This window comes from Streptomyces sp. NPDC006463 (assembly GCF_042870715.1).
In the GTDB taxonomy this organism is placed as follows: domain Bacteria; phylum Actinomycetota; class Actinomycetes; order Streptomycetales; family Streptomycetaceae; genus Streptomyces.
In genome coordinates this window covers 22105-37422 of record NZ_JBIAHP010000025.1, presented here as the reverse complement: position 1 = coordinate 37422, position 15318 = coordinate 22105, and the positions used below count along the sequence as shown (strand labels likewise).

Annotated in this window: 12 protein-coding genes; 9 read left to right on the top strand and 3 right to left on the bottom strand. The window is 75.1% G+C overall.

Annotated elements, in window-relative coordinates:
• Positions 1-24: 24 nt before the first annotated feature.
• The gene (locus tag ACFYOB_RS33585; RefSeq protein WP_388566618.1) at positions 25-798 is read right to left on the bottom strand and encodes a class I SAM-dependent methyltransferase; all 774 of its coding nucleotides are present in this window, start codon (positions 796-798) and stop codon (positions 25-27) included.
• An 82-nt stretch (positions 799-880) separates the two neighbouring features.
• On the opposite strand from ACFYOB_RS33585, the gene ACFYOB_RS33580 reads away from it, so the two are divergent.
• Positions 881-1510 (top strand): CGNR zinc finger domain-containing protein, encoded by a 630-nt coding sequence (locus tag ACFYOB_RS33580; protein WP_388566615.1) that lies wholly within the window; start codon positions 881-883, stop codon positions 1508-1510.
• Here the strand turns inward: ACFYOB_RS33580 and sodX are convergent.
• The gene (gene sodX, locus ACFYOB_RS33575; RefSeq protein ID WP_388566613.1) at positions 1414-1836 is read right to left on the bottom strand and encodes a nickel-type superoxide dismutase maturation protease; all 423 of its coding nucleotides are present in this window, start codon (positions 1834-1836) and stop codon (positions 1414-1416) included. The genes ACFYOB_RS33580 and sodX overlap by 97 nt on opposite strands.
• A gap of 172 nt (positions 1837-2008) precedes the next feature.
• Between sodX and sodN the strand changes: the two genes are divergently transcribed.
• Entirely contained in the window at positions 2009-2404 is a 396-nt protein-coding gene (gene sodN, locus ACFYOB_RS33570) for a superoxide dismutase, Ni (protein ID WP_030709803.1), read from the top strand.
• 79 nt (positions 2405-2483) lie between these two features.
• Here sodN and ACFYOB_RS33565 read toward each other — a convergent pair whose 3' ends face one another.
• On the bottom strand, positions 2484-2672 hold the full coding sequence (locus ACFYOB_RS33565; protein ID WP_328927598.1) for a DUF6104 family protein: 189 nt from the start codon (positions 2670-2672) through the stop codon (positions 2484-2486).
• A gap of 129 nt (positions 2673-2801) precedes the next feature.
• Between ACFYOB_RS33565 and ACFYOB_RS33560 the strand changes: the two genes are divergently transcribed.
• The 7 genes from ACFYOB_RS33560 to fxsT all read left to right on the top strand — a co-directional run bounded on the left by ACFYOB_RS33560 (position 2802) and on the right by fxsT (position 15310).
• Positions 2802-4862, top strand: coding sequence for a trypsin-like peptidase domain-containing protein (locus ACFYOB_RS33560; RefSeq protein ID WP_388566608.1), 2061 nt, complete (start codon positions 2802-2804; stop codon positions 4860-4862).
• Between the two features lie 22 nt (positions 4863-4884).
• A complete protein-coding gene (locus ACFYOB_RS33555) occupies positions 4885-5931 on the top strand; it encodes an AAA family ATPase (RefSeq protein ID WP_388566606.1) in 1047 nt (348 codons plus the stop codon).
• A gap of 6 nt (positions 5932-5937) precedes the next feature.
• Positions 5938-9261: an SAV_2336 N-terminal domain-related protein gene (locus ACFYOB_RS33550; RefSeq protein ID WP_388566604.1), complete on the top strand. Its 3324-nt coding sequence runs from the start codon at positions 5938-5940 to the stop codon at positions 9259-9261.
• 99 nt (positions 9262-9360) lie between these two features.
• On the top strand, positions 9361-9555 hold the full coding sequence (gene fxsA, locus ACFYOB_RS33545; RefSeq protein WP_388566601.1) for an FxSxx-COOH cyclophane-containing RiPP peptide: 195 nt from the start codon (positions 9361-9363) through the stop codon (positions 9553-9555).
• Between the two features lie 127 nt (positions 9556-9682).
• Positions 9683-10990, top strand: coding sequence for an FxsB family cyclophane-forming radical SAM/SPASM peptide maturase (locus tag ACFYOB_RS33540; RefSeq protein ID WP_388566599.1), 1308 nt, complete (start codon positions 9683-9685; stop codon positions 10988-10990).
• Positions 10987-12243, top strand: coding sequence for an HEXXH motif domain-containing protein (locus ACFYOB_RS33535; RefSeq protein ID WP_388566597.1), 1257 nt, complete (start codon positions 10987-10989; stop codon positions 12241-12243). The genes ACFYOB_RS33540 and ACFYOB_RS33535 overlap by 4 nt, the downstream gene beginning before the upstream one ends.
• A 64-nt stretch (positions 12244-12307) precedes the next feature.
• Positions 12308-15310, top strand: a complete 3003-nt coding sequence (fxsT, locus tag ACFYOB_RS33530) for an FxSxx-COOH system tetratricopeptide repeat protein (RefSeq protein WP_388566594.1) — start codon at positions 12308-12310, stop codon at positions 15308-15310.
• Positions 15311-15318 lie beyond the last annotated feature (8 nt).

The following is a 15318-nucleotide window of genomic DNA, read 5'->3' as shown; positions in this document are numbered from 1 at the left end:
CCTCTCGCATGTGCGTCCAAGTCCCTACTTGAGACCTAGGACCAGCGCGTCCGAGGGGGAGCGCCAGACCGTACGGGCCTCCGCGAACCCGGCGTCCAGGAGGGTGCCGGCGTGCCAGGCCTCGGTGGGGGTGTCGCCGTCGGCGTGCTCCCCGTAGATCTCGAAGCGCCGCTTCACCGGCTCGGCCAGCGCCGGGTCCGCGGCCGCCAGGGCCCACCACTCGCGCCAGTCCACAGCCCCGGCCGCCTTGGCCCGGTCCATGCCGGCGTGCCGGTGGGCGTGCTCGGCGGCGTCGATGCGCGGGGTGGCCGGGTCGGGCATGTGGTCGGCGTTCATGAACACCCCGCCCGGGCGGACCAGGGGCGCCAGCTGCCCGTACAGGACGGCGAGCTCCTTGCTCGGCAGCCAGTGCAGGGCAGTGGCCGTCAGGACCGCGTCGTACGTGGCGTGGGGCAGGGCCGCGCGCCAGTCGGGGTCCTTGAGGTCGGCGGTCACGAAGGTGACCCGCCGGTCCCCGGCGAAGTAGCCCTCGGCGATGGTCAGCAGCGCCGGGTCGAGGTCGACGCCCGTACTGGTGGCCTCCGGGAACCTCTTGAGGACGCGGTCCGTGATACTTCCCGTACCGCACGCGAGGTCCAGTACCCGGGGGGCGGGGCCGACCAGGGCCTCGACCATGTCGAGCATCACCCGGAACCGCTCCTCGCGGTCGGGCATGTACCACTCCTGCTGCCGGTCCCAGCTGTCCTGCCATGCCTGCCACGCCTGCCGACCGGTGCCGGTTTCCGCCGTATCCGCCATTACGAACCCCTCCATACGTAATACCCTCGAAGACGTCTCAGCCGTTACCGGAGACACTAATCCGCAGCCGTAAGGACTACAAGTGGAACTGGCCCATTACTCGGACTTCGCCGTGCGCCTGGTCAACACCGAGGAGCCGGCCCGCAACAAGGACTCGTTGACCTCGGTGGACGCCGTCCGCGCCCTTTTCGGCGCCAGCCTGCAGATGGCCCGCCGGGTCACCGACACCGACGTCACCCGCTTCCGCAACGTCCGCGGCCGGCTGCGCTCCGTCTTCGAGGCCGCCGACAGCGGGGACCACGTCCTCGCGGTCGACCTGCTGAACTCGCTGCTCATGGAGTTCCCCGTCAGCCCCCAGGTCTCCGGCCACGAGACGATCGGCGAGGACGGCCGCCCCGACTGGCACATCCACCTCGCCGAGCACCCCTCGAACGCCTCCGCCGGATACGCCGCCATGGCGGCGATGGGCCTGGCCTTCCACGTCACCGAGCACGGCCCCGACCGCCTCGGCCTGTGCCAGGCCGCGCCCTGCCGCAACGCCTACCTCGACACCTCCACCAACCGCTCCCGGCGCTACTGCTCCGACCGCTGCGCCACCCGGGCCAACGTGGCCGCCTACCGTGCCCGCAAGCGGCTGGAGGCCGAGGAGTCCGCCCGGAGCGGACGCACCGCCGAGACCGCCCAGGAGAGCCGGGCCCTGAGCGAACGCTGATCCTCCCCGCGCGGCCGGATGCGCAGGACCGCCGTCGCCAGCACCAGTTCGTCGGGCACCGGGCCGTAGACGGTGCTGTCGCCGGTCTCGTTGTACGGGTTGTCGCCCAGCACCCACCAGCAGCCGCCCGGCCGCCGCTCCACCGCCCGCTTGATGACCAGCAGGTCCTGCTGGAACGGGTGGCGCAGCACCACCACGTCACCCGGACGGACCACCGCTCCGTACCGGACCAGCACCTGGTCCCCGTGGACCAGCGTCGGCACCATCGACGGCCCGCTCACGTCGACCAGCCCGAAGCGCCCCCGCGGGTGCCCGCTCTCCACCATGCCCGACCTCCTCGTCACCCCCCGCATGCTGCCGCAAGGCTCCGTACATTCGCTCACCGGTCCGCCCACGACGCTGGACTTTTGTCCTAAGCCCATGGGGGCGACCGCGAAAACGGCATTCCGAGCGAGTAATCTCCCCCTTGAGAAGACGATCACGAGGAGGACAAACTCCATGCTTTCCCGCCTCTTCGCCCCCAAGGCGAAGGTCTCCGCCCACTGCGATCTTCCGTGCGGCGTGTACGACCCTGCCCAGGCCCGCATCGAGGCCGAGTCCGTCAAGGCCGTGCAGGAGAAGTACCAGGCCAACGACGACGCCGACTTCCGCGCGCGCGCCATCACCATCAAGGAGCAGCGCGCCGAGCTCGCCAAGCACCACGTCTCGGTGCTGTGGAGCGACTACTTCAAGCCGCCGCACTTCGAGAAGTACCCGCAGCTGCACACGCTGGTCAACGACACCCTGAAGGCCCTCTCGGCCGCCAAGGCGTCGAACGACCCGGCCACCGGCGCGAAGGCTCTTGAGCTCATCGCCGAGATCGACCGCATCTTCTGGGAGACCAAGGCCGCCTGATCCGGCGCCTTGTGCACCCGGTGCACCCTGACGAGAACGGCCCGACTGCAGCGCGCAGCCGGGCCGTTCTCGTGTCCCGTCAGTCCTCGGTGTCGTCGTCCTCGTCGTCCAGGCGGGCCAGCCAGGTGGCCAGGCGTTCCACCGGGACCTCGAAGTCCGGATTCAGGTCGACGAACGTACGAAGCTGCTCGGCGAGCCACTCGAAGGTGACCTCCTCCTCGCCGCGCCGCTTCTCCAGCTCCTCGATGCCGCGATCGGTGAAGTACAAGTCGGGCTCCGTGCCGTGATGTGGATGTGCAGGGGGTGTTTCCCGCCAGGATAATCCGCTCTGCGGTGAGACCTCCCGTCCGTGGCGCCTGCGGCGCTAGCCTGGATGCCTCACGAGCAGGGGGCGCGAATGACGGAAGGGCGCACGGCCCGCTCCGCGCGCGCCTTCGAGCTTCTGGAGCCCCTCGTCCAGGCCGCGACCGTACGCGTCCACGCCCCGACGGGCGGGTATGGATCCCCTGTGACCGGCCCCACCTGGGGGAGCGGCTTCTTCATCGCCCCCGGCTGGGTCCTGACGTGCGCGCACGTCGTCGGCGAAGGGGGTGCTGCGGTGCGTCTGACGGGGCGCGAGGTCGGCATCACCTTCTCCTCCGGGGGCAACGGTTCCACCGGGACCGTCACCGGGCGGGTGGAGTGCGTACTGCCCGAGCGGCTGGAGGAGCGGCGCCCCGGCCCGCGGACCATGTGGGACCTGCCCGACCTGGCGCTGATCCGGGTCCTGGCCCCCGTCTCGCACGCCTGCGTCTGGCTGACCGACCGCGCCCGGCCGCGCTTCGAGGAGGTCGCGTACTTCGGCTGCACCGAGGACCTCGGCACACCCGAGATCACGGGCCGCACCACCCGGCTCCGCGGCACCGCGGGCAACGGCGCGGCCATCCGGCTCGGCGACGACGACGAGATCGAACCGGGCATGTCCGGCGGCCCCGTGGTGGACCTGGCCCGCGGCGAGGTCGTCGGCGTGGTCAAGGCCCGCCGGCACACCGGGGCCGGCGGACTCGCCGTCTCGGTCGCGCAGCTGCGCACCCTGCCGATGCCCGCACGCGGCCAGAGCGGGCTCTACCGGCGGGTCATGCAGGCCCACGACCTGCACCACTACGACCAGCACCTCAGCGACCTCAACAGCCGGCGGACCTGGACGGACGTGCACGACGAACTCCCGGCCGAGGACGGGGACCCGTACGCCGGGCGCGGCCGCCTCACCCCCGGCGAGCGCACCACCCTGTGCGGACTGCTGGCCGAACTGCCCCCGCCGGGCTCCTCCGAGGTCGTACGGGCCCTGGTGGAGGCGGCGCGCGGGGAGGAGCCGGACCCGCACCCGCTCGCCCCGCTGAGCTGGCGCGACGGGCTGGGGCTGCTGCACGACCCGCCGGGCGGGGCGGGGGAGGCCGCGGCCATGCTGCGGTACGCGACGGACGTGAGCGTGGCCGACTACCGCGAGCCGCCGACACCGGGCGCCGACGAGGAACTGTGGGACTGGGTACGGGCCACCGCCGAGCGGCTGTGGCGGCCGCTGCGCAGGGAGCTCGGCGAGCGCCACGAGCGGGGCCTGGCCGAGCGCGAGCGGCGCCGGCGGGCCTCGGCCGGGCGTGCAGTACGCGGTCCCGCCCGCCCGGCCGGCGCGCTGCCGACCGGAGCCTCGGCCCTGCTGCAGCTGTGGGCGCACGGCTGGGAGGACGTCTACGACTGGAAGGTCTCGGTGCTGGCGGGCCCGGCCCACCCCGGGCGGGTGAGGGCGGTGGACTCGGGCGTACGGGCCACCCTGCGGGAGCTGCCCGAGGTGTTACGGGCCCCGCTCGCCGAAGCCTTCCGGGCCTCCGACACCCATGAGGCGGCGGCCGTGCTGGAAGTGGCCGTCGAACCGGAGCTGTTCGGGGTGCCCGTGGACGAATGGGTGCTGGTGGGCGGCGTACCGCTGGGGGTGCAGCGGCCGGTGGTGTTGCGCTACCCGGAGGGAAGCGGCGCGCCCGCCGCGGCCGCCCGGTGGGCCCGGGTGCAGGCGGGGCCGCTGCTCGACGAACGGGCCGACTGCGTCCGGGGGCGTGCGCGCAGCCCCGCGCCGGGCTGGCTGGCCGCGCTCCCGGACAACACCGTGCCGGTGCACTGCCGGGCAGCGGCGCTGGAGCCCACGCTCGGGGCGCTGCATGCGGTGCGGGACGCCGGGTACGGGATGGCGGTGGGCCGTCGGCCCCCGGCGGATCCGGGGGTGTCGTGCGCCCCGTTCCACCGCGGGCTGCGGGAGGAACTGGCGGAAGCGGGCCGGGCGGAGGTGCTGCCGCTGCGGTTGCAGGCGCTGCGGGGGCGGGCGTACGGGGCCGACCCGGACGCCTACTGGGCGGCGGGGGCGACGCTCGTATGGGAGGACCCCGCGCGCGCCCTGCCCGAGGACGAGCCGCTCCAGGGGGACCTGTGACCGGCAGGAGGGAGCAGCACCCATGAACGACGAATGGCTCATATACCGAGGTGTCGGCGAACCCCACGACGGGATCGACGCCCTGCCCGATCCGCCGCCGTGGCGGGACTTCGACGGCGGGCCCGTGGACGAGTCGGTCGCGGCGGCCGGGGCCGGCGCGACCGACGGCAACATCGCCCGGCGGCTCGGCGCGCACCGGCAGGCCGCCGAGCTGCACCGGCCCGAGCCCGAGGAGCTGGAGGCCATCAACGCCGCGCTGTACCTGCGGCGGCCGCTGCTGGTCACGGGCTTCCCCGGAACGGGCAAGTCCACCCTCGCACACGCCGTGGCCCACGAGTTGAAGCTGGGCCGGGTGCTGCGCTGGCCGGTGGTGTCGCGGACCGTGCTCCAGGACGGCCTGTACCGCTACGACGCCCTCGCCCGGCTCCAGGACGTGCAGCTCGCCGCGAGCGGCGGGGCCGCGGGCGGGGGGCAGGGCGGGGCGCCCGGTGCCGGCCGGCCTCCGGGCATCGGGAAGTACATCCGGCTCGGGCCGCTGGGCACCGCCCTGCTGCCCGCCGAGCGGCCCCGGGTGCTGCTCATCGACGAGCTCGACAAGAGCGACATCGACCTGCCCAACGACCTGCTGAACGTCCTGGAGGAAGGGGAGTTCGCCCTTCCGGAGCTGGAACGGGTCGCCGACACCGAGCCCGAGGTGCAGGTGCTCACCGACGACGGGTCGAAGGTGACCGTCCGGGGCGGCCGGGTGCGCTGCCGGGCCTTCCCCTTCATCATCCTGACCAGCAACGGGGAACGGGACTTCCCCGCCGCCCTGCTGCGGCGCTGCATCCAGCTCAAGCTCGGGCAGCCCGGTGAGAAGCGGCTCGCCACCATGGTCCGCGCCCACCTCGGGGAGGAGGCCGCCCAGCTCGGGGCCGACCTGATCCGGGAGTTCCTCAGCCGCTCGCAGTCCGAGCTGGTCGCCGCCGACCAGTTGCTCAACGCCGTCTACCTGACCCACTACGCCGCCCCGCCCACCCGGGAGGACCTCGCGGACCTGCTCATCCAGCGACTCGACCGCCCGAGGTGACGGGCCGTGCCACCACGCGCCGAACCACCACGCGCCGAACCGCCGCCCGCCGGACCTCCGCCCGCGGGACCTCCGCCCGCCGGACCTCCGCCTGCGGGAAGCCTCCCGGCCGGACCGTCCGGCATCCGCGAACTGGCCGTGCTGCTGCGCCGCGCCGGGCTCGATCCGTCCGCCGAGGAGCTCGCCGACGCGCTCTGGCTGGCCGGGCGGATCAGCGGGCCCGGGCGGCCCGCACCGGGTGCGCAGGAGTCCGCACCGGAACCGGAGGACGAGGACCCGGTCAGTCCGCCCGTGGATCCCGAGCGCGTGGAGCCGGAAGCCGGTGATCCGGTCAGGCTCTATCCACCCGGGACCCGCCGCGGCGGCGAGACCGAGGCGGAGCCCGCGGGGGAGGCGCCCGGGGAACGCGGGATGCCCGTACGGGTCCCCAGGGCGGCCGCGCTGCCCCGCATCCTGGAGATACAGCGCGCCCTGCGCGCCCTCCAGCGGCACCGTCCGCCCGCCCCGCCCACCCGGATGGTCCTCGACGAGCCGGCCACCGCCGAGGCCAGCGCCCGGGCCCTCGGGCTGGTCATCCCGGTGCTCCGGCCCGACAGCAGGCGCGAGGCCACCGCACGGCTGGTGATGGACGCGTCGCCGTCGATGGCGGTGTGGCAGGACATGTTCGAGGAACTGCGTTCCGTGTGCGAGCGGTTGGGCGCGTTCCGGGACGTCCAGGTGCACTACCTGCACCGGCTCGCCGACGGTACGGCCGCGCTCGGGCGCGGCCCCGTGCCCGGCCCCGGGCTGCGCTCCGGGGAACAGCTGCGCGACCCCACCGGGCGGGCCCTGACCATGATGGTCTCCGACTGCGCCGGACCGCTGTGGCGCGAGGGCGCGGCGCAGCGGCTGCTGCACCGGTGGGCCGAGTGCACCCCGTGCGTGGTCGTGCAGCCGCTGCCGCAGCGGCTGTGGGGCCGCAGCTGGCTGCCGACCGAGCGGGGCACGCTCTCCCGGGTCGAGGGCAGTGGCGGGAAGCTGAAGTTCCGGCCGGACCGGCCACCGCTGCCCGGACGGCACGTGGGCGGGCTGACCGTGCCCGTGCTCCCCCCGGGCGCGACGGCCCTCGGGGCCTGGGCCCGGCTCGTCGCCGGGCTGGGCACCGGCCCGGTACCGGCCGAGGTGGGCCGGGTGCTGGCCGCCCACCCGGCGGCGCCCCCGCCGCCGCCGCGTGCCGTAAGGCCGCCGCGCGAGCTGGTGGCGCGGTTCAGGTCCTCGGCCGCGCCGCGGGCCGTACAGCTGGCCGTCTACCTGTCGGCGGCCCCGCTGACACTGCCCGTGATGCGGCTGGTGCAGCGCACGATGCTGCCGGACTCCGAGCCCTCGGACCTGGCCGAGGTGCTGCTGAGCGGGCTGCTGCGGCGCAGCGCGGAGGCGCCGGGGCAGTGGTACGAGTTCGCGCCCGGGGTGCAGGACGTACTGCTGGGGCCGCTGGGGCGGGACGAGGCCGCCCTCGTGCTCAAGCACTGCTCGGAGTACGTGCAGGCCCACTTCGGGCGGGGCGTACGGAACTTCCCCGCCCTCGCGGTCTCGCAGCTCACCGGAGCACCGTCCGCCGAGGCCGGACCCGCGCCGCAGGACGCCGCGGAGCGCACGCCCCCCGGACGGCTCCCGCAGGCCTTCGCCCAGGTCTCGGCCAAAGTGGTACGGCGCTACCTGCCCGGGGTGCCGGAGGACGGGGACCCGCCGGTACGCGAGCCCGCCACGCCCCCGGCGCCCGGCCGGGCCGGCGCGGTGCGCGCAGCGCGCGACCGGCTCGCGGACGGGGACGCGCGCGCCCTGTACGAAGCCGTTGCGGTGCTGCGCCGTGCGGTGACGGCCCCGGCCGGGCCCGGCGATCCGCCGGAGGAGGCGGAGACCGAACTGGCGGGCGCGCTGCTGCGGCTGTGGGCGGCCCAGCGGGACCCGGAACTCCTCGCCGAGGCCGAGCGGGCCCTCACCGGCCTGCACACCGCGCCGGCCCGGTTCGCGCGGGGCCGGGTGCTGTACGAGCGGGCGCTGGCGGCCGCCCGTACGGCCTCGTCGGGCGACACGGAGCTGCTGGCCGCCGCCGACCGGGAGTTCGCGGCGGCCGGCGCCTCGGCCGACCCCGGACTGCGGCGGGACTGCGCGGTGCGCCGCGCCGAGACCCTGATCCGGCTGAGCGCCCTGCGGGAGGATCCGGGCGCCCTGCGCGAGGCGCGGGCCGCCCTGGAGCCGCTGGCCGGGCCCACGCCCGGCGGCGCCGTGGACGCTGCGCCGCATCCCGGACTCCAACAGGCCCTGGGCCGCGTCCTGCTGGCCCTGCTGCCCCACACCCCGGACCCGGCCGAGCGCACGGCCCTGGCCGAACAGGCCGCGGCGCGGCTGGCCGCGACCGCCCTGACCACGGACGGCACGGCCGGCCGAGAAGGGCGCGCACGGGTGCGGGTGGAGCTGGCCGGCGCCCTGCGGTACCTGCCCGGGCGGCTGGAGGAGGCGGCCGGGGAGCTGGACGCGGCCCTCGCGGAGGCCGGCGGCGACGCCGAGCTGCGGGTGGCGGCCCTGGTGTGCCTGGCCCGGGTGCACCGGGCGCGCCACGAGCGGGACGCCGACCCGGCGGCCCTGGAGGACGCCGCCGAGGCGTACGGCCGCGCCCGGCGGCTGATCCCCCGGGACGCGGAGGCCTTCGCCGAGCTGCTGCCCGAATGGGGCGACGTCCTGCTGGAGCGGGCCCGGGCCGCCGACGGGCGGCGCTTCACCGGCGCCGCCGTACGCGTACTGCGCGAGAGCCGGGCGGCGGTGCCGCAGTCCGACCCCGGGGCGGCGCACCGGCTGCTGAGACTGGCCGCGGGGCTCCGGCTGCGGCACGCCTACGAAGGGGACCCGGTGGACCTGCGGGAGGCGGAGTACCTGCTGGAACTCGCCGTCCGGCACAGCCGCAGCCCCCTGGAGCAGGCCCGCGCCTGGCGGGACCACGGGGACGTGCAGCAGGAGATCCACGGCCACACGCGGGCCGTGGACCGCCTGGACCGGGCGGCGGACTCCTACCGGCGGGCCTGGCGGGCCGCCCTGGAGGCCGACCACGAGGAGCGCCGGGCCTCCGGCACCGCCGTCCAGCTGGCCGCCCGCGTACAGGAGCTGCGCGGGGAGGTCCTGGAGCGCCTGGCCCGGCCCCGGGCGGCCCTGGACGCGTACCGCTCCGCGCTGGAGCTGTGGATGCGGCTCGGCACAGGTGCGCAGGCGGGAGCCGAAGCGCGCTCCGAGGTGGGGGCCGAAGGGCGGTCCGCGGCGCTCACCGCGCGGATCAGCGCCCTGGAGGCGGCCCTCTGAGCCGCCCTGCGCCCCCGGACCGCCCGTTTCCGGGCGCCGGGGGAGGGGAAAAGGCAGTGGACCATCGATCGTGCGACGCAAGAGGGGGACGGGCGGCCCATGGTGACGAAGGATCAGGATGTGGCAGTGGTGGTCCAGCGGTGCTCCGGGGGGCTGCCGGATCTTTCCGGCCTGGATCTGGCGGCGCTGCGCGGGATCGACCATCCCGTGCTCGCCCAGGTGATCGAGGGCATGGTCGAGCGGGTGACGAATCCGGCCGAGATCCTCAACGCCTTCGACTCGGGCGTCGCTTGACCGGAGGCGGTGGCGGGCCGCACGCCACTTGACCGTTTTCCGCCGTTAGCCGAGGCCGTCCGAAGGGCAGGGATGGACCGTCGCTGGGGTACCTCCCAGCAGCCACCGGGGGAGGGAGGCGCGGCCGATGACGCACACCGGCACGAGCGACGCCGCGCTGCCCGCGCAGGACGCGGCGCCGACCGGACACATCGCCGCGCAGGACGCCCACGCCCGCCACGCGCCCTGGCCCCACACCCGGCTCGACGTGCCCGCACTGCGGACCGCCGGCCACCGGTCCCATCCGATACGGCAGTTCGTGCTCAAGACGCGCAGCCGCTGCAACCTCGCCTGCACCTACTGCTACGTCTACGAGCTGGCCGACCAGAGCTGGCGCGGCCAGCCCGCCGTCATGGCCCCGGCCACCGCCCACCTCGCCGCCCAGCGGATAGCCGAGCACGCCGCCGCCCACGACCTGCCCCGCGTCGACCTGGTGCTGCACGGCGGCGAACCGCTGCTCACAGCGCCCGCCCAGCTGGCCGGGCCCGTCGAGGCCGTACGGGCGGCCGTGGCCGAGGCCGCCCCGCGCACCCGGGTCACCGCCACCGTCCAGACCAACGGCACCCTCCTCACCCGCGGCCGGCTCGCCGCGCTGGCCGCCGCCGGGATACGCGTCGGCGTCAGCCTCGACGGAGGGCTCCCCGCGCACAACGCCCGGCGCGTGGACCACACCGGGCGCCCCGGGTTCGGCGCCGCCGCCCGCGGCCTGCGGCTGCTGGCGCGGCATCCGGACAGCTACGCCGGGGTGCTCTGCGTCATCGACCTCGCCCAGGACCCGGTGGAGACGTACGAGTCCCTGCTCGCCTTCGCCCCGCCCAGCCTCGGGCTGCTGCTGCCGCTCGCCAACTGGAGCTCCCCGCCGGCCGGCCACCGGCCCGGTGCGACCCCGTACGCCGACTGGCTCCTCGCAGTCTTCGAACGCTGGTGGCACGACGGGGTACGGCGCACCCGGATCCGGATCTTCGAGGAGATCATCGCGCTGCTGCTCGGCCTGCCCGCCGCCACCGAGACCCTCGGGCTCGCGCCCGCCGCCACCGCCGTCATCGAGACCGACGGCTCCATCGAACAGGCCGATTCGCTGAAGTCCGCCTACGAGGGCGCCGCCGCCACCGGGGCGACCCTCGCCACCCACAGCTTCGACCAGATCCTCGACCACCCCGGATTCGCCGCCCGTCAGCTCGGGCGGGACGCGCTCGCCGCCGGATGCCGCGCCTGCGAGCTGGTGGAGGTGTGCGGCGGCGGCCACTACCCGCACCGCTACCGCGCCGGCGAGGGGTTCCGGCAGCCTTCCGTGTACTGCGCGGACCTCCAGGTCCTGATCCGGCACATCGCCGCGGCCCTGAAGCAGGCCGCGTCCACCGCCACCGCGGCCCACCCCCCGGCGGTCGCCTCATGACCGCCGCCCTCGCCGCCTTCTCCGTCTCCGCCCGCACCCTGCGCGCCCTCGCCTCCACCGAGCCCTCCGCGGACGGCACCCGCCTGGTCCGCGACGTCCGCCGCTCCAAGCGCCTGGTCCTGCTGCGCGGGGTCCTCGACGCCGCCCCCGGCGGCCGGTCCGGGGAGAGCGCCGGTCACTGGGCCCTGCTGGAGGAGGCCGAACGCCACGCCCCCGCCGCCGTCCGCGACGTCCTGCACTACCCGGCCACGGGGGTGTGGGCCGAGGAGACCCTGCGCCGCCTGCACGCCCCGGACGGCCCCCCGCCGGACCTCGGCCACCTCGGGGCCCTCGCCGTCGCCGCCGCCCTGCGCGCCGAGATCTCCTTCACCCACACCCTGCGCCCCCAGCACGGCCGCCTCGTCCTGCCCACGCTCGGACTCCTGCGCCCGGACCGCACCGGCCCGCTCGCCCTCACCGAACACTCCTGGGACCCCGAGGACCCCGCCACCCTCCCCCTGCACACGCTCCCCGGCGGCCGGACCGCCCTCGACGACCTCGACCCCTACCGGGCACCCGGCCCCGCGCAGCAGGCCCCCGTACGCCCCGCCCGCCGGCTCACCTCCAAGGGACACCGGCGCTGGGACACCCAGTGGTCCGGCGCGCTCACCCTGCTCCAGCGGTACGACACCGCCCGCGCCGAGGAGACCGTGCAACTGCTGCGCTCCGTCGTGCCGCTCGCCGGAGGCTCCCGCTCCAGCGGCGCCACCCTGCCCGCAGCCGCCGGCTCCGTACTGGCCCGCGCGCAGGCGCCGCCCGCCCTGGCCGCCACCCTCGTGCACGAGGTCCAGCACGGCAAGCTCACCGCCCTCGCCGACGTCCTGACCCTGCACACCGCCGACCGCACCCCCCGGTACTGGGCACCCTGGCGCGCCGACCCCCGCCCGCTGGAGGGACTCCTGCACGGCGCCTACGCCCACCTGGCCCTGGCCGGGTACTGGCAGCGCGCCGCCCTCTACGGGGCACGCGGCGCCTGGGCCCACCACGCCCGGATCCGCGCCCAGGTCGCCGCCGTCCTGCCCGTACTGCACGCGGACGACCGACTGACCTCCGCAGGACGGGAGTTCACCGATGCGATGAGGGCCGCCGAACGGGCCATGGACGAACTCCCGCCGCCCGGCAACCAGCACGCCACCGCCCGCCGGGCCGTCGACCGCGAGCGCCGCGCCTGGTGCGCGGAACACCCCGAACTCGCGCCGTTCGCACAAGGCTGACGGACCGTCCGCTGCGGTACCTTTTCAATCCCGTCCACCGCCCGGATCTCAGGGAGACGGCCGCATGACCGGTAGCCGGCAGGAACAGACCACCTCAGCCTCTGGGCCGCAGCGCTTCGTCATCAGCTTCGCCGGGTTCAACCGGCCCTGGGCCGTCTGGATCGCCCACCGGCTGGAGGAGCACGGCCACCGCGTCGCCCTCCAACGCTGGGACCCGCAGAACAGCCCCGGCCTCGCCCAGGCCCTCGACGACCTCGCCCGCTCCGGCAGCCGGGTCCTCCTCGTCCTCAGCGAACGCTACTTCTCGGCCGGGACCCACACCGACGAGGAGTGGAACACCGCCCTGCGCGCGGTCACCGACCGCCACCGCGACCGGTTCGCGGCGGTCTGCCTCACCGACGCCCCGCTGCCCAGCGCCGTGGCCGTCCTGGAGAAGACCGACCTGTGGGGCCTGGACGCGTACGAGGCGGAGTACCGCGTACTGCGCCGCCTGGAGCTGCCCACCGACCGGGTCGGCACCGAGAGCGGCCGACGCGGCCCCCGATTCCCCAACGACCCGCCCGAGATCTGGGGCCGGGTCCCGCGCCGGAACCCGCGCTTCACCGGCCGCAACGACGTCATCGGCACCTTGCGCGCGGCGCTCGCCGAAGCCCCGGCCGGCGCCTCCACCGTCACCCTCCTCGGGCTCTCCGGCGTCGGCAAGACCCAGGTCGCCACCGAGTACGCCTACCGCTTCGCCTCCGAGTACGACGTGGTGTGGTGGGTCCCCGCCGAGGACCGGCCCACCCTGCGCGAACGCCTCGCCGACCTGGCCCCCGCCCTCGGCCTGCCGCGCGGCGCCGGCAGCTACGGCGAGCAGATCCGGGCCGTCCTGGAGGCACTGCGGCGCGGATCCCCCTACAGCCGCTGGCTGATGGTCTTCGACGGCTGCGACAACCCCGACGACCTCACCGACCTGCTGCCCTCCGGCGCGGGCGACGTCATCATCACCTCCCGCAACCGCGAATGGGCCTCCCGGCACACGAGCCTCGTCGAAGTACCGCTCTACGCCCGCCCCGAGTCCATCACCTTCATCCGGCGCCGCGCCCTGCGGCTCACCGCCATGGAGGCCGACCAGCTCGCCGAGGCCCTGGAGGACTACCCGCTCGCCCTCGACCAGACCGCCGGCTGGCTCGCCGACTCCCCGCTGACCGTCGGCGACTACCTGGCGCTGCTCCAGCGCCGGATGGACTCCCGCGAGGCCGTCACCGTCTCCGACGACTACCCGCTGCCCTTCCCCACGGCCCTGGCCATACTGCTCAACAACGTACGGGAGAACTTCCCCGACGCCCTCGCCCTGCTGCGGCTGTTCGTCTTCTTCGCACCCGGGCCGGTGCCGCTGCGACTGCTGCGCGAATTCCCCGCCGACGAGGTGCCCGAGGAGCTCGCCGGGCTGATCAACGACCAGATCCGGTGGAACGCGGCCCTCAACAAGCTCGTCCAGTTCTCCGTGGTCCGCCTGGAGTACTCCGACCTGCCCGTGGAGGAGGGCGGCGGCGGACTGGAGACCGTGCAGCTGCACCGCATGGTCCACGGCATCGTCCGGGACAACCTCTCCGAGGACGAGGCCGAACCGCTCTCCCGCGCCGTCCGCCAGGTCCTCGCCGCCGCCGACCCCGGCCGGCCCTCCGACTCCCGGCTGTGGCCCCGCTACGCCGAGCTCATCCCGCACCTGGCCACGGCCGGGGTGCTGACCAGCAGCAACCCGCGCATCCAGAACTTCCTGCTGCACTGCCTGCGCTACCTGATCCTCGCCGGGGAGTACCGCACCTGCCTGAGGCTCTCCGAGGAGACCGACCACGCCTGGCGCGCCATGCTCGGCGAGGACCACCCCAAGGTCCGCGAGCTCAGCTACCAGTACGGCGGAGCGCTGCGCAACCTCGGCCTCTTCCGCCGCGCCGAGGCCCTCACCAGGGCCGTCGCCGACCGGCTCACCGGCGAACGCGGCGAGCGCGACCTGGAGACCCTGCGCGCCAGCAGCGCGTACGGCGGAGTCCTGCTGTGCATCGCCAAGTTCGAGCCGGCCCGCAAGATCTTCGAGCACTGCCTGGCCACGTACCGCGAGCTGCTCGGCGAGGACGACTCGACCACGCTCGGCGCCCAGAACAACCTGGCCGCCACCTACCGGCTGCTGGGCCGCTACCAGGACGCCTACGACCTCGACCTGGACACCCTGCGCCGCCGCGAGCGGGTGCTGCGGGCCCACCACATCTCCACCCTCTCCTCCGGCATCGCCTGCGCCATGGGGCTGCGGATGATGGGCCGCTACCGGGAGGCGCAGACCCGGCAGGAGCAGGGGCTCAAGCTCAACACCCAGGTGCTGGGGCTGGGCCACCCGCAGACCCTGCGCGCCGAGCACAACCTCGGGCTGTGCCTGCGGCGTTCCGGCGACATCCCCGGTGCGGGCATGCGGCTGCGGGCCGTGTGGGAGCGGGCCACGCGGGTCTTCGGCGTCGACTACCCGTGGACGCTGATGGTGGCCTCCGACTACGCCACCTACCTCAGGGAGTACGGGGACATCGGCGAGGCCCGCCGGATCTCCGAGGACGTGGTCCGCGGCTACCAGTCCCAGCTGGGCCTCGCCCACCCGTACAGCATCGGCACGGTCGGCAACCTCGGTCTGGTGCTGCGGGCCCAGGGCGAGCGGGCGGAGGCCCTCTCGCTCGCCGAACAGGCGCTGGTCGGCATGCGGGGCGCGCTGGGCGACCGGCACCCGTGGACGCTGGGCTGCGCCCTGAACGCCACCGGACACCGCAACATCACCGGGCGCCTGGAAGACGCCCTGGACCTGAGCCGGGAGACGCTGCGCACCGCCGAGCAGGTGCTGGGCCCGGACCACCCCATGACGCTGAGCGCGCAGATCGCGCTGGCCGCGGACCTCCGGTCGGTACGGGAGGACGCGGAGGCGGGCAAGCACGAGGAGGCGGGCATCAAGGGCCTCATCAGGACATTGGGCCCGCAGCACGTCCACACGGTCTCGGCCCGCCAACAGGCCCGCCCGTACTGGGACTTCGAGCCCCAGCCGTAGAGCCGGAA

Bases quoted from the DNA above. Each gene is read 5' to 3' on its own strand.
- ACFYOB_RS33585 (WP_388566618.1), bottom strand. From the start codon at position 798: ATGGCGGATACGGCGGAAACCGGCACCGGTCGGCAGGCGTGGCAGGCA.
- sodX (WP_388566613.1), bottom strand. From the start codon at position 1,836: ATGGTGGAGAGCGGGCACCCGCGGGGGCGCTTCGGGCTGGTCGACGTG.
- sodN (WP_030709803.1), top strand. From the start codon at position 2,009: ATGCTTTCCCGCCTCTTCGCCCCCAAGGCGAAGGTCTCCGCCCACTGC.
- ACFYOB_RS33560 (WP_388566608.1), top strand. From the start codon at position 2,802: ATGACGGAAGGGCGCACGGCCCGCTCCGCGCGCGCCTTCGAGCTTCTG.
- ACFYOB_RS33555 (WP_388566606.1), top strand. From the start codon at position 4,885: ATGAACGACGAATGGCTCATATACCGAGGTGTCGGCGAACCCCACGAC.
- fxsA (WP_388566601.1), top strand. From the start codon at position 9,361: ATGGTGACGAAGGATCAGGATGTGGCAGTGGTGGTCCAGCGGTGCTCC.
- ACFYOB_RS33540 (WP_388566599.1), top strand. From the start codon at position 9,683: ATGACGCACACCGGCACGAGCGACGCCGCGCTGCCCGCGCAGGACGCG.
- ACFYOB_RS33535 (WP_388566597.1), top strand. From the start codon at position 10,987: ATGACCGCCGCCCTCGCCGCCTTCTCCGTCTCCGCCCGCACCCTGCGC.
- fxsT (WP_388566594.1), top strand. From the start codon at position 12,308: ATGACCGGTAGCCGGCAGGAACAGACCACCTCAGCCTCTGGGCCGCAG.